Raw genomic sequence first — 23,745 nt, 5'->3', positions numbered from 1 at the left:
GGCCTCAGGGCTCGACGACATTGAACCAGAAGTCGGGCGTCTCCAGCGCCGTGAACCAGGCGAGTAGCGCGGTCGGGTCACCCTCGACCTTTGCCTCACCCGCTGCCGCGATCTCCCGAAAGCTGCGAGTCTGGAGGATCAGATCGTTGAAGGCGTCGCGGGACAGGGTGAGGGTCGCCACCGCTCCCTCAGACTGCACCACCGGACGCGGGAATGCCGTGGCATTGCCCACATCGATCACGAAGTCTTCTTCGGTATCAGTGAAGCGGAAGTTCAGCTCGAACGGATCCCGGCTCAGTTTCTCCGGCGCATACCGCACCGCCAGCGCATTGAACAATTCAATCGTCGGCACGCCCTCGACGAACTCACGGCTGCGCGTGCGCACGGCGCCCGCATCGGCCAGGCCATTCCGCAATTCCTGCGCGCCCGTAAGATAGAAATCGCGCCAAGCACCACTCTCGGCCTGAAACCCCATCTGTTCGTAGCTCGCCGCCAGCCAATCGCGCGCCGCCTGATTTTCAGGATTGGCAAACACCGCATAGTTCAGCACTTCGGCGGCCCAGCGATAGTCGCCCTCATCGAAGGCTTCCTGGCCGATCGCCAGCGCCGCATCCTCTCCCCCGACGGCCTTGATGAACCGGCTGGCTTTCGCTTCCAGCGGATGGGCATTGAACGTGGCAGGCACGCCATCCCACCACCCGAAATAGCCCTGATAGACGGCTTTCGCATTGTGGTTCAGCGTGCCGTAATACCCGCGCGTATCGAAATGCTCGGACTGTACGGCCGGTTCGGCCAGATCCTCTGCAATCTCGAACTGGGTTTCCCCGCGATTGGCGCGCCGCACGGTTTGGTCGTGCGTGTACCGATAGATATCCCGCTGGCCGCGCAGGAAGGTCTCGACATTCTCCTTCCCGAAGGTCGGCCAGTGATGCGACGCGAACACGACATCCGAGCGCTCGCCATATTCGGTCAGTACATAATCGATCACCCGGCTCCATTCCAGCAGGTCGCGGACCTTCGCGCCGCGCAGGGTGAGCGCATTGTGGAAGGTGGCCGTGGCGACTTCTGCGGTACACAGCGCGTTGAAGTCCCGCAGGTAAAACATGAATTCGGCTGGCGCCTCCGTGCCGGCCGCGTCGATGAATTCAAATGTCACGCCATCAATCACACGAATTGTGCCCCGGCCCGGCACCTCTTCCGTCGGCTCGATCAGGCCAATTGTCCCCTGTGACAAGGCCGGTCCAAGCCCCACGCCCACCTGCCCCGTCGGCCCGCTGGGCAGCGTGTTGCCGAACATCAGCACCGCCCGTCGGCTCATATAGTTTCCCGCGAGCAAATTCTCGGCCACGGCTGATTCCGTAAAGCCGACGGGCGCCAGCACCGGCACGCCCCGCGCCTCAATGTCAGTCTCGTCGATCACCCCGCGCACGCCGCCAAAATGGTCACCATGCGAATGGGTATAGATCACGCCGGTTACTGGACGGTCGCCCAGTGTGTCGTTCACCAGGCCCAGCGCCGCAGCGGCCGTTTCCTGGCTGAGCAGCGGATCCACGATGATCCAACCCGTGTCACCCCGGATCACCGACATGACGGCAAGGTCGTAGCCTCGCACCTGATAGATGCCGTCCGTCACCTCAAACAGGCCGTGCTCGGAGTTCAGCCGTTCCTGCCGCCAGAGCGATGGGTTCACCGTGTCAGGGCTATCACCGGCAATAAAATCCCGGCGGCTGACCTGCCAGACGACATTGCCCTCCGCGTCCGTGATCGTGTCCTGCTTCAGCTGGGCCAGCAAGCCGCGCGTTGCGTCGACAAAATCGGATGTCTCTTCCAGCGGCAGGCGCTCGGCCACCGCCGCATTTGCCGCGCGGGTCACATCCGTCGCTTCTCCGATGGGTGGGGCCTTGGCAGCAGGGTCCGGTGCATCACTCTTTGAGCCTGGGGAACAGGCCGCCAGCAATATGGCTGCAGCCACGCTACAAAGAATTCGCATAGTTTCCTCCCGTATCGGCACTTTCCTGCGCGCCCTTTTCAGGCACTGTGCGACGAGGCCGGAAGAGGCGCAAGACAGCCGCGAGGGAAATGCGGATTTAGCGGGAGATGCTGATCGACAGCGCGCCGAAACGTTGCGGGCCGTCCTGCCGAATGAATTCCTCGGTCCGGTTCACGAAGGTGAAGGCCAGTTGCACACTGCGATAATGCATGGCGACCCCGGCCTGCAGGTCGCCGACTATGGGCCGGCGATCTTCCACGCTCGGGCCATCACGCCAGAGATTGCCATCCAGGAACATGTCGCGGGCAACCGCCCGGCCATCCACGCCCACAAAGAAGTACCCGCCCAATGGATCTTCGGGCGTGCCGGGCACGAACTCCCCTGCCCCGGACAGGGCCGGGCGGATGCGCGGCGGACCGAAGCTCGAATTCAGATCCCACCCGATCCGTGCGGTCAGCCCGGTCGACCCATAGGTCCGGACATTTCCGAGCGCGACGCCCAGGTGGGCCCCGAAATCGGTCTCGATGCCCAGCGGCAGATCCGGTCCGTCAAACATCTGCATACGCTGCGCGATGATTTCGATGCCGGGCTCATCCTTCAGCTGGTGATCCCACCCCTTCGCCGTCGCCACACCGATGATTTCGTGCCAGGTGTTCTGGACGAATTCGCCGGCTGCGGATGGGCCGACGACGCCGAGATTCACCTGCAATGTATCCTGCGTGTTGTCACTGCTGGCGGCCACGGTCGATGACAGGGCCAGCCAGGCGGCATAAGGGCGATCGGTAGGGTCCGGGGTAAATGACTGGATGTCTTCCGGCGTGAAGATGGCATGCGAAAGCGCAAATCCCTGCCGGAGCTCCGTACGATCCAGATCGAGCCAGGGCAGACGGTCAGCGACCCATTTCAGGCCCGGATGGACATTGTCGGCGCCCGACACACGTTCGATACGAAGTCCGTTCGAATAATTACGATCCGTCCCCCCTCCGAAGAAGTCATTTTCTGTTGAAAAGGACACGACGGCCGGCTTCGGCGGCGCAGTCGGTTGATCGGCCTGCGCGTTAGCGGTTGGGACATGTAAAAAAGCTGCGACAAGGGCCGCAGCTTGAATGGGTGTGAATCGAGCCTGCATGGGCTCTGATTAACAGTTAACGACGCATCGTGAAACTAACACCTGCGAAATCTTCAGTCTCGCTGATGCTGACATTCCGGTCGGAATATTTCACTTCACGGCGGATATAGCTGAGCGACAGTTCGCCGCCGCTGCGCTGTACGGAAACACCCGCCTGAAGGTCACCCACTGTGACTTGGTCAGTGAGGGACATGTCACCCAGATTCGGCCGGAATCCGCTGGCATCGGCATCCCAGACAAGGGCTTCCCCGTCGGCGCCAGCAAAGATGTACCAGCCCTGCGGTTGGCCATTGCGGTCCAGCAGGTCAAAATCCTGACCGATCCGAACTTCACCCCCAACGCGGCGCGTGAGAATCTCGCCCTCTTCGCGGACAGCAATACGCGGCGCAACGCCGACATCGAACTTCAGACCAGTGACTTCCTTCGGTGCAGAAATGGCGATCTCCGCAGCGATGTCCTTTTCTATACGGCCAGGACGCGACAGCGCTGAACGGCTTCGCTCGGCTGCAACAGCGACCAAGGCTTCGCTATTGCCCCAATCAACACGTGTGTTGTTGGGCACAATATACTCTGCTGCCGGGGCAGACCGATAATCAACGGGTTGATCGACGAGCAACTGCGCCGCAACCGTGTTCGTGGCATCAAGCGGCACACCGCTGAAGCGTGTGGACTGGACACTGAAAACATGGACAGACGCCGCGCTTGGCGCGGTTGCGCCTGAATTGGGTGCGTAGCTGGCAGGTGCAGCGAGCTGCATGCCCAAGGTGGGAGGGGCTATAGGTTCGGAACGGACCTGATCATGGGGAGACGTCGATACGCATCCCTGACACGCCATCGTGATGACTGCGGAAGAAATTGCAAACACCATGTGCCTTATACCTCTCATGCCTTCATCCCTGAACGATAACGTATTCAAGGATTAGACCGCTCGACGCTTAACTTAGCATAAAGAACTCGCGCGCCCCAAACGCCAATCGGTCGAATTGCATTAATACCTGCCTATCAAACTCGCCTCTGTAGAGTTTGTTCCAGAACCCGGTAAAATTATGTTTTTTAGGGGGCAAATGGCCTGATTTCCGGCCTATTCCGTTGTTAACCAACTGTAAAATCTAGGGAAATCATGCAGCGTTTTAGGTCGAAACCGCCTTAATCACGCACCTGTCCCCTCTCCCGAATCTCGAAAAAAAGCCGGCACCCCCCAGGATGCCGGCCAATTTATGTGCGCAATTTCGGGTTGAAGCCCTACTGACAGGCAAGACATTCATCATAATCGGTGTTCGGGGTGTCCATTTTCAGGACTTCCGCCTTCTCAGACCCGGCAAAAGCCGCGCGCTGTACCGATTTGGAGCGACAGTAATAGAGCGATTTGAGCCCGCGCTCCCACGCTGTCCAATGCAGCATGTGAAGATCCCATTTGGCGATGTCGCCCGGAAGGAACAGGTTCAGGGACTGCGACTGGCAGATATAAGGTGTACGGTCGGCAGCCAGTTCGATGATCCAGCGCTGGTCAATTTCGAACGCCGTCTTGAAGACAGACTTCTCGTGCTCGTCCAAGCATTCGAGATGCTGGATGGAGCCTTCATGCTCGAGAATGGAGGTCCAGACCTCGTCCGTGTCCATATCCTTGCTGGCCAGCAGGCGCTGGAGCTGCTGGTTCTTCACCGTGAAGGAGCCAGACAGCGTCTTGTGCGTGTAGACGTTTGCCGGGATCGGCTCGATGCCGGCCGAGGTGCCGCCACAGATGATGGAGATCGACGCGGTCGGCGCGACAGCCATCTTGTGGCTGAAACGGGCCATCATGCCGACGTCACGGGCATCCTCACAGGGGCCCCGCTCCTTGGCGAGCTTGACCGAAGCCGCATCAGCGCCCTGACGGATATGCTTGAACATCTTCTCGTTCCAGACTTTCGACATGGCGCTTTCCAGCGGCACGTTCATCGTCTGCAGGAAGGAGTGGAAGCCCATCAGGCCGAGACCGACCGAGCGCTCGCGCTTGGCGGAATAGACCGCGCGGGCCATTTCCGGCGGCGCGCGTTCGATGAAGTCTTCAAGCACATTGTCCAGGAAGCGGAAGATGTCTTCGATGAAGGTCTCGTCCTTGGACCATTCCAGATACTTCTCGGCATTGACCGAAGACAGGCAGCACACAGCCGTGCGGTCCTGGCCGGCATGGTCGACGCCGGTCGGCAGGGTGATTTCGGAACAGAGATTGGACTGGGTGACCTTCAGGCCCAGCTTGCGCTGGTGCGCCGGCATCGCATTGTTCACCGTATCAGTGAACAGCAGGTACGGCTCGCCCGTCTGCATGCGCAGTTCGAGAATCTTCTGCCACAGCTTCCGGGCATTGATCGTGCGGATCACTTCCTTCGATTTCGGGCTGATGAGGCCGTAATCCTCATCCTTCTTCACCGCGTCCATGAAGTCATCAGTGATGTTGATGCCGTGATGCAGGTTCAGGGATTTCCGGTTGAAGTCGCCGGACGCCTTGCGGATTTCGAGGAACTCCTCGATTTCCGGATGGTGCACGTCGATATAGCAAGCAGCCGACCCCCGGCGCAGCGAGCCCTGGCTGATGGCCAGCGTGAGCGAGTCCATGACGCGGATGAACGGGATGATCCCGGACGTCTGGCCGTTCTGACCAACCTTCTCGCCGATCGAGCGGACATTGCCCCAATAGGTGCCGATGCCACCGCCATTGGAAGCGAGCCAGACATTCTCGGTCCAAGTCTCGACGATATCGTCCAGCGAATCGCCAACCTGGTTCAGGAAGCAGGAAATGGGCAGGCCGCGGGCCGCGCCACCGTTCGAGAGAACAGGCGTCGCAGGCATGAACCAGAGCTTGGACATATAGTCGTACAGGCGCTGGGCGTGCTCGGTGTCGTCCGCGAAGGCCAGCGAGACGCGCGCAAACATGTCCTGATAGGATTCACCGGGCAGCAGATAGCGGTCCTGAAGGGTCTTCTTGCCGAATTCGGTCAGAAGGGAATCGCGCGATGGATCCATCACGATCGGGCTGCCTTCAACAACACGAAGCAGGCCTTCCACCCCGGCCTTGGGCTTTCCCTTGCGCAGCGCAGATTTAGACACAGTTTTGGCCTCGGTTGCAGACATTAGAGCAGCCCTCCAGATTCAATAGAAACATATAGGTCCGGAAGCCCCTGAAAGCCAGATATTGCTCTCAACCCCGTTCCTGACACTAGATATAGTGTCTGAAGGTTAATATCGGGTCAACGGCCCTTGTCTCTAAAACGTCAAATTTGCCGTGGAATTCTGGTTAATCAATGGTTAACACACCCACCGATGGCCCGCCAGTATTGGCCTTTCGGGAACTGCACAAATCTGCGCCAAAACCACCTGGGCCAACCGGCCAAAATTTACCTGCCGGATGACCAAGCGACAGGGATTCCGTTAACGCGGTGTGACGATTCCTCAACCGATTGGTCCGGCCTGTTGAGACAATCGCTAACTACCACCGTGCATTATGGCCTCATCGGTCCAATTTCGACCCGCAAGAGGACACTATGCTGAACTGGCTCAAGAATCAGACCCTGCAGAACTGGGCGAGCGCGCCCATCGTGAATGATGGTGAAACGATCATCGACGCCCCCGCCGCAGAAATCTTCGAGAAGCTCGACCTCGCCTCCCCCCGCAATGCCCTGCGCGAGCGCGGCTTCGTCTTTGGTGCAGGCAATCCGGCCTATGATATCTTCGAGGCCACCGATCCCGACCAGCCGGGCGTCACACTGGTATTTGAAGTCACCGAATCCCGCCCGCGCAAGCGATACTGTTACCGCACGACCACGCGGTCGAACGATGCGGACTGTGCGGTTCTCGAATCGGCCTGCGAATACACGATCATCCCGCAAAAGGATGGCCGGCACCTGCTGCACCTCCAGGAGACCAGCACGCTGGCACCGGGACTCAGTCGTGATCAATATGTCCTGGAGCGCGCAAAGCTGAATTTCTCGGTATTCCGCACGCTCGCACGCCTGCGCCTGCACCTCGAACTCGGCACGGACCTCAGCGAAATCAACTAATCGTTTTCTGAGAAAGCGGAGACAGACGAGCGACCCGGGCGAAAAAACTCGTTGGGGCTGCTTCGTTCCCGACCTGACCCGATTGGCGAGCGACCCGTCCGCCGCCTGCCTCCTGCCGGTTATATGCGTCGAGCAGCGCCCCGGTGCAAGGGCCAGCATCCATCGCGAAACACTTACCCCTCCCCCAAATCCCATGTTAGCCTCCCCGCATAGGGTTCTTGGAGGGATACTCAATGAAACTTCACCAATTTTGCGCGGCCGCCGGCCTGACAGCGGCCTTGGCGGTCACATCGGCCCTCGGCCAGGAAGACACGGCTGACGACAGTAAGCGGTTCACCGCCGAGCGCGTGTTCGACATCGAATATGCAACTGGCCCGCAAATCTCGCCGGACGGCAAGACCATTATCTATGTCCGCCACAGCATGGACCGGATGACGGACCGCGACACCGGTCATCTCTGGATCATCGATGTCGAGAGCGGCGCCCAGCGGCCCCTGCTCGGCGCGGGCGGCAGCGCCGGGGCGCCAAGCTGGTCCCCCGATGGCTCCCGCGTCATTTACACGAGCACGGCAAATGGAAAGCCCGAGTTGAAGCTCGTCTATATGGACACAGGTCTTTCCTACTCCATCGCCCAGTTTGAAGAGAGTCCCTCAGGCGCCACCTGGTCCCCCGACGGGCGCAACATCGCCTTTTCCATGTTCGTGCCGGGCGACAAGCCGGGCTTTGCCACGCCCCCGGAACAGCCAGAGGGCGCGGAATGGTCCGAGCCGGTCAAGGTGATCGACGATTTGACCTTCCGGTTTGACGGCGCAGGCTATCTTGAGGACGGCGCGGATCAGGTCTTTGTGCTCCCGGCCGAAGGCGGTACGCCCCGCCAGGTGACCAAGGGCGAGGCTGAAATGGGCGGGCAAGCCTGGCTCGACAATGATACGCTTCTGGTCACCGGCAATCTCGCAGACGACCGGGACATGGACCCAATCGAAAGCGAGATCTACGCCGTTGAACTGTCTGACTTGTCCATCAGCCCCCTGACATCCCGCGACGGGCCAGACTACGCCCCCATGCCTTCACCCGACGGGCAATTGATCGCGTTTCGCGGCTATGATGACGAGGAGAAATCCTACCAGCAGGACCATCTCTACCTGATGTCCGCCGATGGGTCGAACGTGCGTGAACTGATGCCGGGCTTTGCCGGGTCGCCCGCACAGATCGAATGGGCGCCGGATGGCAAGAGCCTGTTCATGCTGTTTGAAGATCACGGCGTCCTCACCCTCAATGAGGTGGATTTGCAAGGTCGCATGAGTGAAGTCGTCACCGGCATTGGCGGCACATCCATTGGCCGACCCTATGCGGGAGGCAGTTTCTCTGTCGCCAAATCCGGACGGCGTGAACAGGTTGCCTACACGGCAGGCTTCACGGATCGCCCGGCCGAGATCGCCACCATCCGCTCCGACGGCAAGAATGCCCGTATCCTGACAGATCTGAATGCGGATGTCCTGCCCTATCTCGACATGGCCTCCATCGAGGAGTTCAAGGTTGCGTCCAGCCATGACGGACTGGAAATCGAAGCCTGGGTCGCCCTGCCCCATGACTTCAAGGCCGATGGCAGCTTCCCCCTGATCCTGGAAATCCATGGAGGCCCATTCTCCATGTACGGCCCCTTCTTCGCTAGCGAAATCCAGCGCTATGCGGCAGAAGGATATGTTACCGTCTATGTGAACCCCCGCGGATCCACAGGCTACGGAGAAGAGTTCGCTCAGGAGATAGACCAGGCTTATCCGGGCTACGATTATGATGATCTGATGAGCGTGGTCGATGATCTCGTCGCGCGGAACTATGCCGACCCAGACCGCCTGTTCGTGACCGGCGGGTCCGGTGGCGGCATTCTGACAGCCTGGATTGTCACCAAGACGGATCGTTTCGCTGCCGCGGCCTCCATCAAGCCGGTCATCAACTGGATGACGATGGCGCTTGCCGGCGATATTGCGCAATATGTCCGCCGTCACTGGATCCGGGAAGACCCATGGTCCAACCCGGAAGCCTTCCTGAAACTCTCGCCCATCACCTATGTCGACCAGGTCGTTACCCCGACCCTCGTCATGGTCGGCGAAGAAGACTGGCGTACACCGGCCTGGGAAGCGGAACAATTCTACACCGCGCTGAAAATGAATGATGTGGAGACGGCCCTCATCCGTGTGCCGGGGTCTTCCCACTATATTGCCAGCCGTCCGAGTCGCCTGATCGCAAAAACCGACAATATCATGGGCTGGTTTGCGAAATATGATCCGGCCAGGAAGGAAGATGCCACGGACGAAGAATAGTCTCTCAAGGCATGCCGTGCACGTTTCCTCGTGGATGGCATGCCGGCCACTCCATGTCTCACCCGGCTCAAGACGGCGCAGCGCCTCCCCTGCGGAATGCCCGCACCCGGAACGCTACTGGCACCCTTCTTGCCTAGCCTTCTTTGCGTGACGCTGCTCCGCATCGCAAGCAATGACGGGGTCGCAACCTGATGATGCACGTAACCGTTCTGCCGTTCACCTCTGTGCTGGCATATCTCAGCTCCCGTTATTTCGAGACGCCGCCAAATATGTGGCTGCGCATGATCCTGCACCTGCCCAAGCTTCCGCTGAAATCGGTTAGGAATGCAACGTCGGAAATGCGTCCCACGGCAGTATAGGCCGCCGACCTATTCGCTGGTCGCCGTTTCGTCCCGCCGGCGTGTCTTGGCGACGCCGGTGATGATGCCAAAGCCGATCAGAACGATAGCGCCAACGCCGATCCAGACAGGGGGTGCGCCAATCAGGTAAGCGGCATAGGCGAGGCCGGAAATCAGGATCAGGAAACCGATCAGATACAATCCGAAAGACGACATTGTGCGCTCCAGTGCTGTTAAAACATCTGGAGACACAACGTCACGCCCTTAATCCGGTTCCCCGGACCGCATCAGGCCTGTATCAGGATCGCGTCCTAGTCGCCTTTCTTGGCGGCGCGCTTGCGCTCATGCGGGTCGAGATAGACCTTGCGCAGGCGAATATTCTCCGGCGTGACCTCGACCAGTTCGTCATCCGCAATATAAGCGAGCGACTTCTCAAGCGTCATCTGAAGTGGCGGCGTCAGCCGCACGGCCTCGTCGGTGCCGGATGCGCGCACGTTGGAGAGCTTCTTGCCCTTCAGCACGTTCACTTCGAGATCATTATCGCGATTGTGCTCGCCAACGATCATGCCGCCATACACCTTGTTGCCCGGATGGATCATCATCGGACCGCGATCTTCGAGGTTCCAGAGCGCAAAGGCCACGGCCTCACCCTGCTCCATCGCGATCAGAACGCCCGTATGGCGCCCCTGGATCTTGCCCTTGTGTGGGGCATATTCGTGGAAGACGCGGTTCATAATCGCAGTGCCGCGCGTGTCGGACAGCAGCTCGCCCTGGTAACCGATCAGGCCGCGCGTCGGCGCGTGGAAGATCATGCGGGTACGGCCCACACCGGACGGGCGCATGTCCAGCATGTCGGCCTTGCGCTCGGACAGTTTCTGCACGACCACGCCGGAATGCTCGTCATCGACATCAATGACGACTTCCTCGATCGGCTCAAGCTTCTCGCCGTTTGGGCCTTCCTGCATCACGACCTGCGGACGCGAGACGCCCAACTCAAAGCCTTCGCGGCGCATCGTCTCGATCAGAACGGCCAGCTGAAGTTCGCCGCGTCCGGATACGGTGAAGGCTTCAGCGTCCGTCGCGCGCTCGACTTTAAGGGCGACGTTGCCTTCGGCTTCTTTCAGCAGGCGATCCCAGATCATTCGGCTGGTGACTTTCGTACCCTCGGTACCGGCCAGCGGAGAATCATTGACGCGGAATGTCATGGAGATGGTCGGCGGGTCGATTGGCTGGGCTTCGATCGGCTCGCTGACGGACGGATCACAGAACGTATCGGCCACGTTCGCCTTGGTCGTGCCAGCGAGGGAAACAATATCGCCAGCCTGGGCTTCATCAACCGGCACGCGGTCCAGGCCGCGGAACGCCAGTACTTTGGAGACGCGGGTCTGCTCGACCAGTTCACCGTCGCGATTCAGCACCTTGATGGACTGGTTCGGCTTGATCGTGCCGGACGAAACGCGGCCCGTCAGGATACGACCGAGAAACGGGTCGGAAGAAATTGTCGTGGCGAGGAAACGGAACGGCCCCTCTTCCACCTTTGGCACCGGCACATGATCGACGACCATCTGGAACAGGGAATCCATGTTCTCGGTCGGGTTTTCATATTCGGTGTTCATCCAGCCCTGCTTGGCCGATCCGTAGAGGATCGGGAAGTCGAGTTGGTCGTCTGTCGCGTCGAGATTGGCGAACAGGTCGAACACTTCATTGATGACCTCGTCCGGGCGACGTTCCGGCTTGTCGATCTTGTTCACGGCCACAATGGGGCGCAGGCCCACTTTCAGGGCCTTTGACACGACGAATTTGGTCTGCGGCATTGGGCCTTCAGCGGCGTCGACCAGCACGATGGCGCCGTCCACCATCTGCAGGATACGCTCCACCTCACCGCCGAAATCGGCGTGTCCGGGCGTATCGACGATGTTGATGCGATAGTCTTTCCATTCCACCGATGTCGTCTTGGCGAGAATGGTAATGCCCCGCTCTTTCTCCAGATCGTTGGAATCCATCATCCGTTCGGCGGTCTTTTCGTTCTCGCGGAACGTGCCGGATTGTTTCAGCAATTCATCGACGAGCGTGGTCTTGCCGTGGTCAACGTGGGCAATGATCGCGATGTTGCGCATTTTCTCGATAGGCGTGGACATGGAGGGTATGCTTTCGGGAGGGAGGCTGATTTGCCGCGCACATACACGGGCCCGCCGCGGTTGGCTATGCTTTGTTGTCAGGCTGCGCCTGAGCGTGCCATGTTTGGCCCAGACACTCTGACGGGAGGGGATTATGGTCTTCAGGCGCGCATTCGCCGGCCTGGTCGCGGCATTCATGGTATCAGGGTGCGCTGTCGCGCCCGAACCGGCCCCTGCTGAAGATACGGCCTATATATTCTCATCCTTTCGGGGAGATGGGGAAACCGGCCTGCATCTGGCCTATTCGCTTGATGGCCTGACCTGGACCGCCCTGCGCGGCGATGCCTCATACATGACCCCCGAAGTGGGCGGACAGCTTATGCGGGATCCCTGCATCATCAAGGGCCCGGACGGACGCTATCACATGGTCTGGACGACAGGGTGGTGGGAAAACAATATCGGCATCGCCCACTCTTCGGATCTGATCAGCTGGACGGACCAAACCCGATTGGACGTGATGGCCCACGAACCGGGCGTCATGAACAGCTGGGCTCCCGAAATCTTCTATGATGAAGAGACGACTGAATATGTGATTTTCTGGTCGTCATCCGTGCCGGACCGGTTTCCGGAAACCGATGACCGGGGCGACATCTGGTCCACTACAGGCAAGTCCCTCAACCACCGGATCTATTTCGTGACGACCCGCGATTTCGAGACCTTCTCGGAGACGCAACTATTCTATGATGGCGGGTTCGTTTCGATTGACGCCTCCCTGCTGAAGGACGGCGATCACTACATCATGTTCCTGAAGGATGAGACCAAGCGCCCGGAGCCAGAGAAGAACATCCGCATCGCGGTGGCAGACCAGGCGCAAGGCCCCTATGGCCCGGCCTCTGCGCCCTTCTCACCGGAAGGCGTCTGGGTCGAAGGCCCCACCGCCGTCACGATCAATGGCGTCCATTACGTCTATTTCGACGCCTATATGGAGCACCGGATGCGCGCGATGCGATCCGGGGATCTTGAGCATTGGGAAGATATCAGCGACCAGATCACCTTTCCCGAAGGTATTCGCCACGGCAGCGTTCTGCCGGTGTCACGCGATGTGCTGGACCGGCTGATTGCCGCGCAATAAGCGCTCGGCCCTTCCCCTATCTGCCCGAACGGCATCGTTTACAAATGCCTCCTCAGGCGGCAAGCCAGCCCGGCAAAGTGAGGATCGCCCATGACCAATTCGAACGACATGCCGCTTGCCGCAAAGCCCATCGACCGGGCCGCGCACCACCGCAAGGATGATGCCTGGCTGGACGCAGCCTTTGCGCGGGAGGATGTCCTGATCCTGATGCTACGCAATGGCGATCCGTTCGCTGCAAAGGATGGCGGCCTTGTCTGGATGGGGCCGGAAATCGAGAAAGTCTCGCCGGGTTCTCCCCGTATTTTCCTTGGACAGGACACGAGCGGTGCACCCGTCTTCGCGGTCAATTTGCCGTCAAAATTTGATCTGGAAACCTCCCTTATCGCCGGCGCCGGGGAGTTCATCGAATTCCGGGCGGCAGCCGGCCGCATGAGCCCGCTGGAAGCCAATTGCGCCTCGACGGGCCGCAGCATTTTCCTGTGGCATGCCTCGCATGGCTTCTGCGCAAAATGCGGCGCGGGAACCGCCATCGTGGAAGCGGGCTGGAAACGCGAATGCCCAGCCTGCGGAACCGAGCATTTCCCCCGTACAGATCCGGTAGCGATCATGCTGGCCGTCAAGGGCGACAAATGCCTGGTCGGGCGCCAGACCAATTGGCCGGCAGGCTTTGTCTCCTCCCTCGCAGGCTTCTGCGAGCCGGGCGAAACAATCGAACAGGCCGCAGCCCGCGAACTGGAAGAGGAAGCCGGCATTGTCTGCGATCCGGCTGGCGCCGAATACATCGCCTGCCAGCCCTGGCCTTTCCCGTCTTCCCTGATGGTGGGCCTGATTCTGGAAGCCCAGACCGAAGAGATCACGGTCGATACCAACGAGCTGGAATCGGCCGAATGGATCAGCCGCGAGGACGTAAAGCGCATGCTTGCGGGCACACATGATCGCCTGTTCTGCCCGCCGCCCATGGCCATTGCCCATCATCTCCTGAAAGTGTGGGCTGAGAGAGCGTAACCGCGCTCTCTGACCTCTGACTATCCCCTTGCGGACATACGCAAAAATGGAGTTGATTTTACTCGAATCAATCTAGGTTGATTGTTGCCATTTACAGGAGACCCGACATGGCAACAGCAACTCTGAAAAAGCCGGCCAAGAAGGCCGCCACCAAAAAGCCCGCAGCCAAGAAAACCGTGGCAAAAACGGCTGCAAAGCCAGCCAAGAAAACAGCGGCAAAACCTGCTGCGAAAAAAACGGCCGCAAAGCCGGCAGCAAAGAAGGCCGCCGCCCCGAAAGCGGCCGCATCGGCAAAGAAGCCTGCAGCAAAGGCCACCAAGCCAGCGGCGAAAAAACCTGCTGCAAAGAAGCCGGCCGCAAAGAAGAAATAAGCTTGCGGACACGCTTGTCGGAAACGGGCGGGCCTCCCGCCCGTTTTTTTGCCCCCTGAGAAATCGAAAACCCCCGTATCCAAGGGACACGGGGGCGCTGGCGGGCCGGTGGCAAACGGCACCGAGTGCCCTCCGACCCGCTCAGACAGGATCGATCATCACGGAGCTGTGCCCGCTTGACCCTGTCAGCATGATACCGGCCTATTGTGGCAATTCTTTTCGCTTGCCATTTACCTCACGAATTTTTGTTCCTGCGCCGCGCAGACAGATGGTCTGCATACAAGCGGATTGATTCCATGGGATTTTGTGGCACGCGGAAGCAAACACTTATCGCTGCCCGTTTCATAGGCCCGCTTAACCAATAGGGCCGCCTGCCCTAATCATTAATGCCTGCCCAGGCCGTGTCGGCACGGTCAATAAAGCCCGGAATGTCGGCATCCCACTTTTTCTGAATGCTCTTGTTGTAGTTCAGGTAAAGCTTTCCATCGACGATTTTCCAATACCGCGCATCGCCCTTGGCATGCTTGCCGTCGGCCATGGCCCAGGCGCAGTAACCGCCATATTGCGGCGCATACGCTTCGGGCGTGTCGATGAAGGCATCGCGATTGGCCGCGTTCGAGAATTTGAACTTTGCGCCCATATAGTCGGCCGTGAACGCATCATTGCCCTTCATCGGCTTGCCGTCTGTGAAATAGGCGACGGGATCATACCCTTGCAGGGCAGTGTCGGAAAACACGCCGGTATGAATCGGCGGTTCGGCATGGGCGGCTGGCACAGCGGCCATCATGGGCAGGCCAGCAAGCGCAGTGGCCAGGATCATGGCACGAAGTTTCATGGACGGAGTCCCCTATTGCGGGGATGTCTGGACAGACGCCAGCTTGGCCGTCCGGGAGGCGGGTTCCACAGCACCTGCCTGTCCTGGCAGGACGGCGCGGCCGACCCCGGTGAGAATGGAAAGGAGCGTGTCCCGATGGAACACGAGATACACAATCGATGCGAGCCAGACTGTCACCGCCATGACGAACAGGCCGCCGCCATCACTATTCGGATCAATGCCGAGCGGCGTGAACAGGTGGAAACTCACCGCGCCGGTCATGACGGCGGTGGCGATCAACGCGCCAAGGGTCTGCAACCGGCGCAAGGCCGGAATGAGGCCAATCAGCAAAAGCGTTGAGGCGACCAGTTCCGCTGATCCGATGACGTACTGGCTGAACAGGCCGGTCTGATCGAACAGCCCCCCTGCCCCGAAACTTGCAGCCCACGCATCGAGCTTGCCGAAAATGACCTGCGTTTCCGGCGCATTCGTGAATTTGAACCGCAAGCTGTCCAAAAAGACTGCGCCGGCGATCAGAGCATAGGCCACGGGCGCATATTTCCTGAGTTGTGCGAACATGTTGAGCGTCCTCCCTTGGCGCTGTTTTCTCACAAACGGGGCGGCGTCTCAAAACAAGGGCGTGTGAGGTTTGCCCACTTTTGTGTGAGCCAAACGGCTATTTTTCGTGAATTACCGTTGCGGTCTCGCGAAATGCCCTCCGCGTCCCTACATAGCATTTCGACATGCAGGGAGGGGTCAGATGGACCGTATCGACGCAATGCGCCTATTCGTTCGCGTAGCCGAAGCGGGCAATTTCTCCAAGGCGGCCTCGGCCCTCGGCGTGGGCCAGCCAACGGTGTCTCGCCGGATCCAGGATCTGGAAGCCCAGCTGGATGTGACCCTCTTCCAGCGAACAACCCGCGCGCTCAGCCTGACCGAGGCGGGCGAGCGCTTCTACCGGCGCGCCGTAGACCTGATCGCCGACTATGAATCGGCCGAAGCAGAAGCCCGAGGTCTGCAGCACGAGCCCGTCGGCCTGCTCCGCATATCCTGCTCGAATTCCTTCGCCCGACGGATCATCGTCCCGGCCATTCCGCCGTTTCTCGAGAAATATCCCCGGATACGCTTCGACGTGATTTCGGACGACGCACTCACTGACCTCGTCGAAGAGGCCATCGATCTGGCGTTCCGCTTTGGTCATCTCAGCGATTCCCGCCTGATGACCCGCAAACTCGCAGATACCCCGCGCGCGCTTTGGGCCTCGCCGGACTATCTCGCCCGAAAAGGCACGCCGCAAACGCCAGAGGATCTGGCGCAGCATGATGCCGTCCTGTTCCGGAAAGGGCTCCACTCGGATTGGACGCTCACACGCGGCGAGGAAAGCGTTACCGTCCGCGTGGACGGGCCCTTTGCCGCCTCCGGGGGCGACAATCTGGTCCAGGCCGGCCTCGCCGGGCTCGGAATCCTCATGGCGCCCAGCTGGCTGGTCTCAGGATGCGTCACCGAGGGCCAGATGGTCCGTATTCTTCCCGACTGGGAAATGGAGAGCCTGCCCGTGAACTGCGTCTGGACCGCTGGCCGGCTCCGGGGAAAGACCAAGCTCTTCGCCGATCACATCACCGAAGAACTCAAACTGGCCATGTCTCACTGCTAATCCGGCGCATGTTCCGAACTCGGGAACACGCCGAGAATTTTCAGCGAATGTGAGAAAAACCCCAACTCTTCCAGCGCCAATTGGACATGGCGTTCATCGGGGTGGCCTTCGATCTCGGCGTAGAATTGTGTCGCCGTGAAGGACCCGCCGACCATATAGCTCTCCAGCTTGGTCATGTTGATGCCGTTCGTAGCAAATCCGCCCATCACCTTGTAAAGCGCGGCAGGGATGTTGCGAACTTCAAACATGAAGGCGGTCTTGGCCGGGCCATCCTTGGCTTCCACCTCGGAATGGTCCTTCGACATGATGATGAAACGCGTTGTGTTGTGGGCGGCGTCCTCAATGTCTTCAGCCAGGATTTCGAGACCATAGACCTCCGCCGCAAGACGCGGGGCAATGGCTGCGACCGATGGATCGCCCAGTTCAGCGACTTCTCGCGCCGCGCCCGCCGTGTCCGCCGACGTCACCGAATCAATATTGTGTGCGCGCAGGAAATCCCGGCACTGACCGAGGCCCATAATGTGGGATCGCGCCTTTTTCACCTCGTCCAGTCTGGTCCCCTTCAGGGCCATCAGCTGGAACCGGATCGGCAGATAGTATTCGGCCACGATCTGTAGCTCAGTGTTCGGGAGCAGGTAATGGATATCCCCTACCCGGCCGGCAATCGTGTTTTCGACCGGAATCATTGCCAGATCAGCGTCCCCGCGCTCCACAGCGGCGAAACAATCCTCAAACGTGCGGCACGGCATCGGCTCCAGGTCGGGATAGGCTTCATTGCAGGCGATATGGGAATTTGCGCCAGGTTCACCCTGATACGCGATTTTGCCGGTCATGGATTTGATGTCCCTTTTTCTTGGAATCATGTGCGTCGGATCGCCGCGACGAAAGGGGGAAGCCCTATAACGCACAGCCTTTATATTGTCTGCACTCCGTTAGCGTGCCAAAAGGCGCGCGCCAAGACGTATGACCAGACAGATTCGAAGGAATACCTCCATGGGAGAACTCGGTCTCAACAAGATTTTCGGTGCGCTGCTCGCAACGGCCCTCGGGGTATTTGCCCTGCAGACACTTTCGAGCATCGTGTTCAGCCATGGAAGCGAGGGCGCCCATCACGGCGACGAGCACGCTGAAGCGGCCTCCATGTCGGAGCAGATGTGCGAGAAATTCGCCTACTGCGTCGAAGTCGCCGATGCAGGCGGCGCCGGCGCTGAAGAGGAAGAAGTCTTTGACCTCGGCCTTCTGCTGGCCAGCGCGGACGTTGCCCGCGGCGAACGCACCTTCAAGGGCAAGTGCGCCACCTGTCACACGATTGACCAGGGTGGCTCGAACGGCACGGGCCCGAACCTCCACAACGTGGTCGGCGCCGACAAGGGCCATCATGACGGCTTTGCCTATTCTGCCGCAATGGAAAGCACGCCCGGCGAGTGGACGTATGAAGCCCTTGATGAGTGGCTCTACAATCCGTCTGCCTATATTCGCGGCACCACGATGTCCTTCGCCGGCCTGCGCCGCGACGATGACCGCGTGAACGTGATTGCCTACCTCGCGTCCAACACCACCAACCCACCGGCTTTCCCGGAACCCCTCGCTGCTTCTGCTGAAGAAGGCGCTGAGGGCGAAGAGGGTGCGGAAGCTGCCGAAGGCGACGCCACCGAGTCCGGCGACGCCGTCGAAGCAACCCTTCCGGCCGATGGCGTGGACGACATGGAAAACCCGACACTGGCCACAGGCGAAGTCAAAACCATCGATTCTGTTGATGCGACCGGCCGTGATGATGGCGGCACCGGTGAGACCGTGACCGTTCCGGCAGAAGCCGTCGAAGCAGTTGAAGACGCTGCAGGCGACGCCGAAGAGACCGTGACCGAAGCCGCGGACGACAACTAGGCGCTTGCGCTTAGCCAGTCGGGGATGCGTCCCCGTTCCGACGAAACATCTATGCGCCGGGCCCCTATGGGCTCGGCGTAATAGTTTGCGATCCGGGTGATGGCAGACTCCAGCGGCTCGACCGCCACAGCCATGTGCCACGCATTCGCATGCAGCAAATGGTCGGCATCAGTCATGATGCCCACATGCCCTTTCCAGAAGACGAGATCACCCCGCCGCAGGGCGTTCGGCGCGCGCCAGTCCGGAATATCCGCGCCAGCCCAGTCGAACTGCATGTCGCTGTCGCGCGGCAGCATTACACCGGCCGCCTCGAAGGCTTGCTGGGTGAGCCCAGTGCAATCGAGGCCAAGACTCTGCCGGCCGCCCCACAGATAGGGTGTGCGCAGGAACCGCTCGGCAACGGTGACCGGGTCATCCTCCAGCTTTTCGGCCGGAGCCACATGGCGCGCATGAACCCATCCGCCACGATCAGAATGGAGCCAGTCCCCTTCCCGGCCGCTGACCGACAGGCGGGCACCGTGGCTCAACAGGAAACGGGGCGCGGATTTGAGGTCGGGTGCGCTATAGCAATGGGTTCCGGGCGAGGAGACCTTGTGGGTTGCCTGCAACAAGGGGGCTGACAGCGCCTCCATCCGCACCCAGCCGCAATATCGGTCGCGGCGGCACTGGACCAGGCCAAACGCGCCTTCCTCTCTGAAGACGTCCACGATCTCGCCATGCAGGGCCTGGGTGGCGAGCCGTCCATCCGCCGCAGGTGTCTCGCGTACGGCCGCCACACCGGCCGTCACCTGATAGGCCACAGCCTCACCCGCAGGCCGCTGAAGTCTCTTGTCGTCGAATGTAGGCATGCCTGTTCCCGAATTCGGGCGCTTCAGGCGGCGGCGTTGGTCTTCCCGCCGCGCTTGGGCGCCAATTGGCTGTCATCCTTGCCGGAAGCTGCGGCAAGAACAAGGCCGGAGAATGTCCGAAGATACGCCATGCCGGCGGGCGTGCGCTCGATGAAGATATTACGCAGGTCCGTATCGTCCTTGATGCGGCGGATGAAATCCAGCCGGGCCAGCGCATCCAGCGCGCGGGTGACCGCAGGCTTGGCAATGTTCAAATGCTCGGCAAGGCCCCGCACCGTGTGGGGGCCGGGCGTCAGGGCAATCGTCATCAGGATGGCCTGCTGGCGGGCCGTCAGATCCGGCGCATCGGATCGGACGGAGGCCGTCACCGCGCGTCGCCACAATTCCAGACCTTCGCGCTCAGACAGTGCCATTTCTCTACCCTTATTGTTCGCCTTAGTGGAGAATCTCAGGTGATTTGCAGACTCCGTCTAGGGGTCTTGTCCTGTAAAGCTGGGGACAGGGGCCTTCACATTCCGGCCGAAACGCACGACATTACAGGCATGGCCCAGTCACACAGTCACATTCACGCAAATACCCCCTGCAGCCCGCAGGACGTGGAAGCCTTTATCAATGAGGCAGAAACTCTCGTCATGCGCCAGGGACAGCGGATGACGCGTATTCGCCGCAAGGTGCTCCGCCTGCTGCTGGAGAGCACGGAGCCCGCCAAGGCGTATGATTTGCTGGCCAATCTGGACGGCGAAGGCTCTGCCAAGCCCCCTACCATCTATCGCGCGCTCGATTTCCTCCAGGAAACCGGCCTCGCTCACAAGATCGAAAGCCTGAACGCCTATGTCGCCTGCGGCCATGCCAGCCACAATCATTCCGCCGTGTTCCTGATTTGCGACACCTGCCATGGCGCAGAGGAATTGCACGCAACAGCGACGAACGAGGCGCTGGACGCCGAGACGAGCGCCGCCGGCTTCAAGATGAGCCGCGCAGTCGTTGAAGTACGGGGCACCTGCCGGGACTGCGTTGCATGATCACATTGTGGAGGGGGAGCTGCAATCAGTGGGATTGCGACGAGATGGGGCACATGAATGTGCGCGTCTATGTCGAGAAGCAATTGGAGGGCCTCGCCGCCTTTGCGCCGGACCTTGGCATGCCACACGCTTTCAAGGCGTCGTCGCCTTCGACCATCATTCCAGTCGACCAGCATATCCGCTTCGTACGCGAAGTGCTGCCGGGCCGACCCCTCACCATGAATGGCTGCGTACTAAAAACCGGCGAAGACGACGCCCTGATCTATCAGGAATTGCGCCATGCCGACGGCTCACTCGCTGCCGCAATGCGGACCCGTGTGCTGCATGTCGATACGACAATGCGCAAGCCCTTCCCGTGGAGCTCCCGCACGCGCGCGCTTTTCCCGGACTTCATGGATACCGCACCGGAGGAATCCGCGCCCCGCTCCATCGACATGTCCAAGCCCAGCCTGCCTCTGGAAGAGATCACACTCGACCGGGTGAAGGAAGTCGGCGCACCGCTCGCCGGCCGCGGCGCCATACCGCCCCACCATATCGACGTGCATGGTCGCATGTACCCCTATTGGATGATCGGGCGCACGTCGGATTCGGTGCCGAACATTCTCTACACCTGGCGCAAACGCGTCGCGGACGCTGCGGGCGATTTGCGCATGGGCGCCGCCGTGCTGGAATATCGCATCCGCTACCATGCCATGCCGGTCGCGGGCGATGTGTATGAGCTCTACACTTCGTTCGGGGGCGCGTCGGGCAAGACGCACAATCTGATCCACTGGATGATGAACCCGGCGACGGGCACCCCCTGGGCCACCATGCAGGCAACCGCGATCACGCTGGACCTCGACGCCCGCAAGGCCATCCCCGCCCCCCCGGAAATGCTCAGTCAACTGAGCTCAATGGCCGCGCCCGGCCTCGAAATATAGCCTTGGAGATTTAGGCTTCGCTGGCGATGATGTCGGCCACGGCCGGAATATCATTCAGACTGAGGCCCGCAATATTGATCCGCCCGGAATTCGGCATGTAGAGGCCGCTCTTCTCGCGCATCGCCGTGATGCCGTCCTTCGACAGCGGCAGCTGGCTGAACATGCCATTCTGGTTGGCCACGGCGGCTAGCCGGTTGGAACCGGTTTTCTCGACCAGCGCGTCGGCCAAAGCCTTGCGCAGCGAGATCATCCGCTCACGCATCTGCGTCAGTTCGGCCTCCCATTCGGCGCGCAGGTCTGCATTGTTCAGGATGGTGGCGACAATCGCCGCGCCATGCGCGGGCGGCATGGAATAGCTCGCCCGCGCCAGCGCCGCGACATGGGTTGCCGCTGCCGCGATGCCCTCAGCGGATTCTCCTACCGCGAGGAAACAACCGGCGCGTTCGCGGTATAGGCCGAAATTCTTTGAGCAGGAATAGGAAACCAGCGCTTCGCCCGCTGCCTCGATGAAAGCGCGCACGCCTTTGACGTCTTCGTCCAGCCCCTTCGCAAAGCCGTGATAGGCGACGTCCAGCATCGCGATGAGGCCCTTGTCCTTGACCAGCGCACCGACGGCCTTCCAGTCCTCGACGGTCAGATCGATCCCGGTCGGGTTGTGGCACGGTCCCTGGATGATGATGCCATCGCCCCGCTCGGCCTTTTCGATCCCGGCCAGCATGGCGGCAAGGTCAAGCTCGCCCGTCTCCGGATCGGCATAGGGATATTCGGCCACATCCAGCCCCATGAAGCGGACAACGTTCGGATGGTTCGGCCAGGTCGGGTTTGACACCCAGACCGTCTTGACGCCCATCCGGCTCATCAGGCCGGTCCCGAGGAACAGCGCCCCGCATCCACCCGGCGCGGTGAAGGACAGAGTACGCCCTTCCTGGACGGCAGACGCCCCTTCCCCGAACACGAAGCCTTCGATGGCGGCGCAATAGTCGGTATTGCCGCGCGGGCCTTCATACACTTTCGTGGTCTGGGATTTCAGGATCAGCGCTTCGGCCTTCGCCACCGCCGACATGACCGGCGTCTCGCCCTTGTCATTCTTGTAGACCCCAACGCCAAGGTCGAATTTCTCATCGCGCGGGTCTTCGCGATAGGCCGTCATCAGGCCGAGCAGGGCATCCGCCGGCATGGGCGTAAGGGTGGAGAATTGAGACATGTCGGAAATCCGTTTCTTCTGGGAAGTCGCGGCGGACCCTATGCAGTTGCGGACGCCTCCGCAACCGCCGCGGCGGGAACCGATTGTCGCGTGGAGACTTTATTCTTCAGACACAGAAAGGCCCCTGATGACCGACCATGCCAATACCGCCCTCGAATGGTTGATGCGGGCCGGATATGGGGCGCGGGGCGTGGTTTACCTGATTGTCGGCGGGCTCGCTTTCTTTGCTGCCCTGAATGGCGGGGAAGCGGAAGGTACCTCCGGCGCGCTGAACTTCCTGATCCGCCAGCCTTTTGGCGCCGTGCTGCTCGCCATCACGGCCGCAGGCCTGTTCGCCTATACACTGTGGCGGCTGGTCGACGGCATCATGGACCTCGAAAATGAAGGCGACGATGCAGAAGGCTATGCCAACCGGGCCGGCCAGATCATGTCGGGCCTGACCCATGCCGCGCTCGGCGTCTCGGCCATCCTGATCCTGATGAAAGGCGCGCGGGCCAGTGGCGATGATTCCTCGGCCGAGAACTGGAGCGCGTCCCTGATGCAGCATCCAGCCGGGCAGCTGGTGGTCATCGCCGCCGGTATCACAACGCTCTGCGTCGCCATCTATCTGTTCCACAAGGCGTGGAACGCGGCCCATCGCAAGGACATCATCCGCAGGGAAATGGCCGAACGGCTGGAGCCGGCCGTCCGCTTCGGTCTTGCCGCGCACGGCTTCGTCCTGCTGATCGTCGGCGGGCTGATCCTCTGGGCCGGCATTTCGGCCAATCCCGAACATGCGGCTGGCTTGGGCGAGGCCCTGCGCATCCTTGAGACGCAAGCCTATGGACGTGTCCTGCTCGCCCTGGCGGGCGCCGGCCTTGTGGGCTTTGCCGTCTATTGCTTCGTGATGGCGCGCTATCGCATCGTGCCGAAACTGTCAGGCAACACGCTCAAGACGCTCGCATCCCCTGTCAGCTGAG

General features: G+C 60.6%; 23 protein-coding genes and 1 other RNA gene. 11 read left to right on the top strand and 13 right to left on the bottom strand.

Annotated elements, in window-relative coordinates:
* Positions 1 to 4: 4 nt before the first annotated feature.
* The 4 genes from V7660_RS13380 to V7660_RS13365 all read right to left on the bottom strand — a co-directional run bounded on the left by V7660_RS13380 (position 5) and on the right by V7660_RS13365 (position 6,230).
* Positions 5 to 1,990, bottom strand: a complete 1,986-nt coding sequence (locus V7660_RS13380; RefSeq protein ID WP_335603551.1) for an alkyl/aryl-sulfatase — start codon at positions 1,988 to 1,990, stop codon at positions 5 to 7.
* A gap of 97 nt (positions 1,991 to 2,087) precedes the next feature.
* Positions 2,088 to 3,119 (bottom strand): lipid A deacylase LpxR family protein, encoded by a 1,032-nt coding sequence (locus tag V7660_RS13375; RefSeq protein ID WP_335603550.1) that lies wholly within the window; start codon positions 3,117 to 3,119, stop codon positions 2,088 to 2,090.
* 16 nt (positions 3,120 to 3,135) lie between these two features.
* Positions 3,136 to 4,005 (bottom strand): hypothetical protein, encoded by an 870-nt coding sequence (locus tag V7660_RS13370; protein ID WP_335603549.1) that lies wholly within the window; start codon positions 4,003 to 4,005, stop codon positions 3,136 to 3,138.
* 356 nt (positions 4,006 to 4,361) lie between these two features.
* A complete protein-coding gene (locus V7660_RS13365) occupies positions 4,362 to 6,230 on the bottom strand; it encodes a ribonucleoside-diphosphate reductase subunit alpha (RefSeq protein ID WP_335603548.1) in 1,869 nt (622 codons plus the stop codon).
* Between the two features lie 410 nt (positions 6,231 to 6,640).
* On the opposite strand from V7660_RS13365, the gene V7660_RS13360 reads away from it, so the two are divergent.
* Entirely contained in the window at positions 6,641 to 7,156 is a 516-nt protein-coding gene (locus tag V7660_RS13360; protein WP_335603547.1) for a hypothetical protein, read from the top strand.
* A gap of 13 nt (positions 7,157 to 7,169) precedes the next feature.
* Here V7660_RS13360 and ffs read toward each other — a convergent pair.
* Positions 7,170 to 7,270: signal recognition particle sRNA small type (gene ffs, locus V7660_RS13355), an RNA gene on the bottom strand.
* 119 nt (positions 7,271 to 7,389) lie between these two features.
* Between ffs and V7660_RS13350 the strand changes: the two genes are divergently transcribed.
* Complete coding sequence (locus V7660_RS13350) at positions 7,390 to 9,477, top strand: S9 family peptidase (RefSeq protein ID WP_335603546.1); 2,088 nt, start codon at positions 7,390 to 7,392, stop codon at positions 9,475 to 9,477.
* A gap of 191 nt (positions 9,478 to 9,668) precedes the next feature.
* Positions 9,669 to 9,836, top strand: coding sequence for a hypothetical protein (locus V7660_RS13345; RefSeq protein WP_335603545.1), 168 nt, complete (start codon positions 9,669 to 9,671; stop codon positions 9,834 to 9,836).
* 9 nt (positions 9,837 to 9,845) lie between these two features.
* Here V7660_RS13345 and V7660_RS13340 read toward each other — a convergent pair whose 3' ends face one another.
* Together V7660_RS13340 and typA are read right to left on the bottom strand one after the other, a co-directional pair.
* Positions 9,846 to 10,031 carry a hypothetical protein gene (locus V7660_RS13340; RefSeq protein WP_335603544.1) on the bottom strand — a complete coding sequence of 62 codons (186 nt, stop codon included), beginning with the start codon at positions 10,029 to 10,031 and terminating at the stop codon, positions 9,846 to 9,848.
* Between the two features lie 95 nt (positions 10,032 to 10,126).
* Positions 10,127 to 11,953 carry a translational GTPase TypA gene (typA, locus tag V7660_RS13335; RefSeq protein ID WP_335603543.1) on the bottom strand — a complete coding sequence of 609 codons (1,827 nt, stop codon included), beginning with the start codon at positions 11,951 to 11,953 and terminating at the stop codon, positions 10,127 to 10,129.
* Positions 11,954 to 12,086: 133 nt separating this feature from the next.
* Here typA and V7660_RS13330 point away from each other — a divergent pair, with 133 nt between their 5' ends.
* The 3 genes from V7660_RS13330 to V7660_RS13320 all read left to right on the top strand — a co-directional run bounded on the left by V7660_RS13330 (position 12,087) and on the right by V7660_RS13320 (position 14,440).
* Positions 12,087 to 13,064 (top strand): glycoside hydrolase family 43 protein, encoded by a 978-nt coding sequence (locus tag V7660_RS13330; protein ID WP_335603542.1) that lies wholly within the window; start codon positions 12,087 to 12,089, stop codon positions 13,062 to 13,064.
* 90 nt (positions 13,065 to 13,154) lie between these two features.
* Positions 13,155 to 14,069 (top strand): NAD(+) diphosphatase, encoded by a 915-nt coding sequence (gene nudC / locus V7660_RS13325; protein ID WP_335603541.1) that lies wholly within the window; start codon positions 13,155 to 13,157, stop codon positions 14,067 to 14,069.
* A 77-nt stretch (positions 14,070 to 14,146) separates the two neighbouring features.
* A complete protein-coding gene (locus V7660_RS13320; protein WP_335603540.1) occupies positions 14,147 to 14,440 on the top strand; it encodes a hypothetical protein in 294 nt (97 codons plus the stop codon).
* A 376-nt stretch (positions 14,441 to 14,816) separates the two neighbouring features.
* On the opposite strand, the gene V7660_RS13315 is transcribed toward V7660_RS13320, so the two are convergent.
* Both V7660_RS13315 and V7660_RS13310 read right to left on the bottom strand, forming a co-directional pair.
* The gene (locus tag V7660_RS13315; protein ID WP_335603539.1) at positions 14,817 to 15,275 is read right to left on the bottom strand and encodes a YHS domain-containing (seleno)protein; all 459 of its coding nucleotides are present in this window, start codon (positions 15,273 to 15,275) and stop codon (positions 14,817 to 14,819) included.
* A gap of 12 nt (positions 15,276 to 15,287) precedes the next feature.
* On the bottom strand, positions 15,288 to 15,833 hold the full coding sequence (locus tag V7660_RS13310; RefSeq protein WP_335603538.1) for a hypothetical protein: 546 nt from the start codon (positions 15,831 to 15,833) through the stop codon (positions 15,288 to 15,290).
* A 181-nt stretch (positions 15,834 to 16,014) separates the two neighbouring features.
* Between V7660_RS13310 and V7660_RS13305 the strand changes: the two genes are divergently transcribed.
* A complete protein-coding gene (locus tag V7660_RS13305) occupies positions 16,015 to 16,908 on the top strand; it encodes a LysR family transcriptional regulator (RefSeq protein ID WP_335603537.1) in 894 nt (297 codons plus the stop codon).
* On the opposite strand, the gene V7660_RS13300 is transcribed toward V7660_RS13305, so the two are convergent.
* A complete protein-coding gene (locus V7660_RS13300; RefSeq protein ID WP_335603536.1) occupies positions 16,905 to 17,741 on the bottom strand; it encodes a prephenate dehydratase in 837 nt (278 codons plus the stop codon). The two genes, V7660_RS13305 and V7660_RS13300, sit on opposite strands and share 4 nt — an antisense overlap.
* Before the next feature lie 160 nt (positions 17,742 to 17,901).
* Between V7660_RS13300 and V7660_RS13295 the strand changes: the two genes are divergently transcribed.
* Positions 17,902 to 18,792 (top strand): c-type cytochrome, encoded by an 891-nt coding sequence (locus V7660_RS13295; RefSeq protein ID WP_335603535.1) that lies wholly within the window; start codon positions 17,902 to 17,904, stop codon positions 18,790 to 18,792.
* Here V7660_RS13295 and V7660_RS13290 read toward each other — a convergent pair.
* Complete coding sequence (locus V7660_RS13290) at positions 18,789 to 19,640, bottom strand: C40 family peptidase (protein WP_335603534.1); 852 nt, start codon at positions 19,638 to 19,640, stop codon at positions 18,789 to 18,791. The genes V7660_RS13295 and V7660_RS13290 overlap by 4 nt on opposite strands.
* 23 nt (positions 19,641 to 19,663) lie before the next feature.
* Positions 19,664 to 20,053, bottom strand: a complete 390-nt coding sequence (locus V7660_RS13285; RefSeq protein ID WP_335603533.1) for a MarR family transcriptional regulator — start codon at positions 20,051 to 20,053, stop codon at positions 19,664 to 19,666.
* Between the two features lie 129 nt (positions 20,054 to 20,182).
* Between V7660_RS13285 and V7660_RS13280 the strand changes: the two genes are divergently transcribed.
* Together V7660_RS13280 and V7660_RS13275 are read left to right on the top strand one after the other, a co-directional pair.
* Positions 20,183 to 20,662 carry a transcriptional repressor gene (locus tag V7660_RS13280; protein ID WP_335603532.1) on the top strand — a complete coding sequence of 160 codons (480 nt, stop codon included), beginning with the start codon at positions 20,183 to 20,185 and terminating at the stop codon, positions 20,660 to 20,662.
* Positions 20,659 to 21,582 (top strand): thioesterase family protein, encoded by a 924-nt coding sequence (locus V7660_RS13275; RefSeq protein ID WP_335603531.1) that lies wholly within the window; start codon positions 20,659 to 20,661, stop codon positions 21,580 to 21,582. Before V7660_RS13280 ends, V7660_RS13275 begins: the two co-directional genes overlap by 4 nt.
* Positions 21,583 to 21,592: 10 nt before the next feature.
* On the opposite strand, the gene V7660_RS13270 is transcribed toward V7660_RS13275, so the two are convergent.
* Entirely contained in the window at positions 21,593 to 22,786 is a 1,194-nt protein-coding gene (locus V7660_RS13270) for an amino acid aminotransferase (RefSeq protein ID WP_335603530.1), read from the bottom strand.
* Between the two features lie 127 nt (positions 22,787 to 22,913).
* On the opposite strand from V7660_RS13270, the gene V7660_RS13265 reads away from it, so the two are divergent.
* Entirely contained in the window at positions 22,914 to 23,744 is an 831-nt protein-coding gene (locus V7660_RS13265) for a DUF1206 domain-containing protein (protein ID WP_335603529.1), read from the top strand.
* Position 23,745: the final 1 nt, after the last annotated feature.

Origin of the sequence: Hyphomonas sp. (assembly GCF_036964145.1) — a bacterium.
Taxonomy (GTDB): domain Bacteria; phylum Pseudomonadota; class Alphaproteobacteria; order Caulobacterales; family Hyphomonadaceae; genus Hyphomonas.
This window is presented reverse-complemented; position numbering and strand designations above follow the sequence as displayed.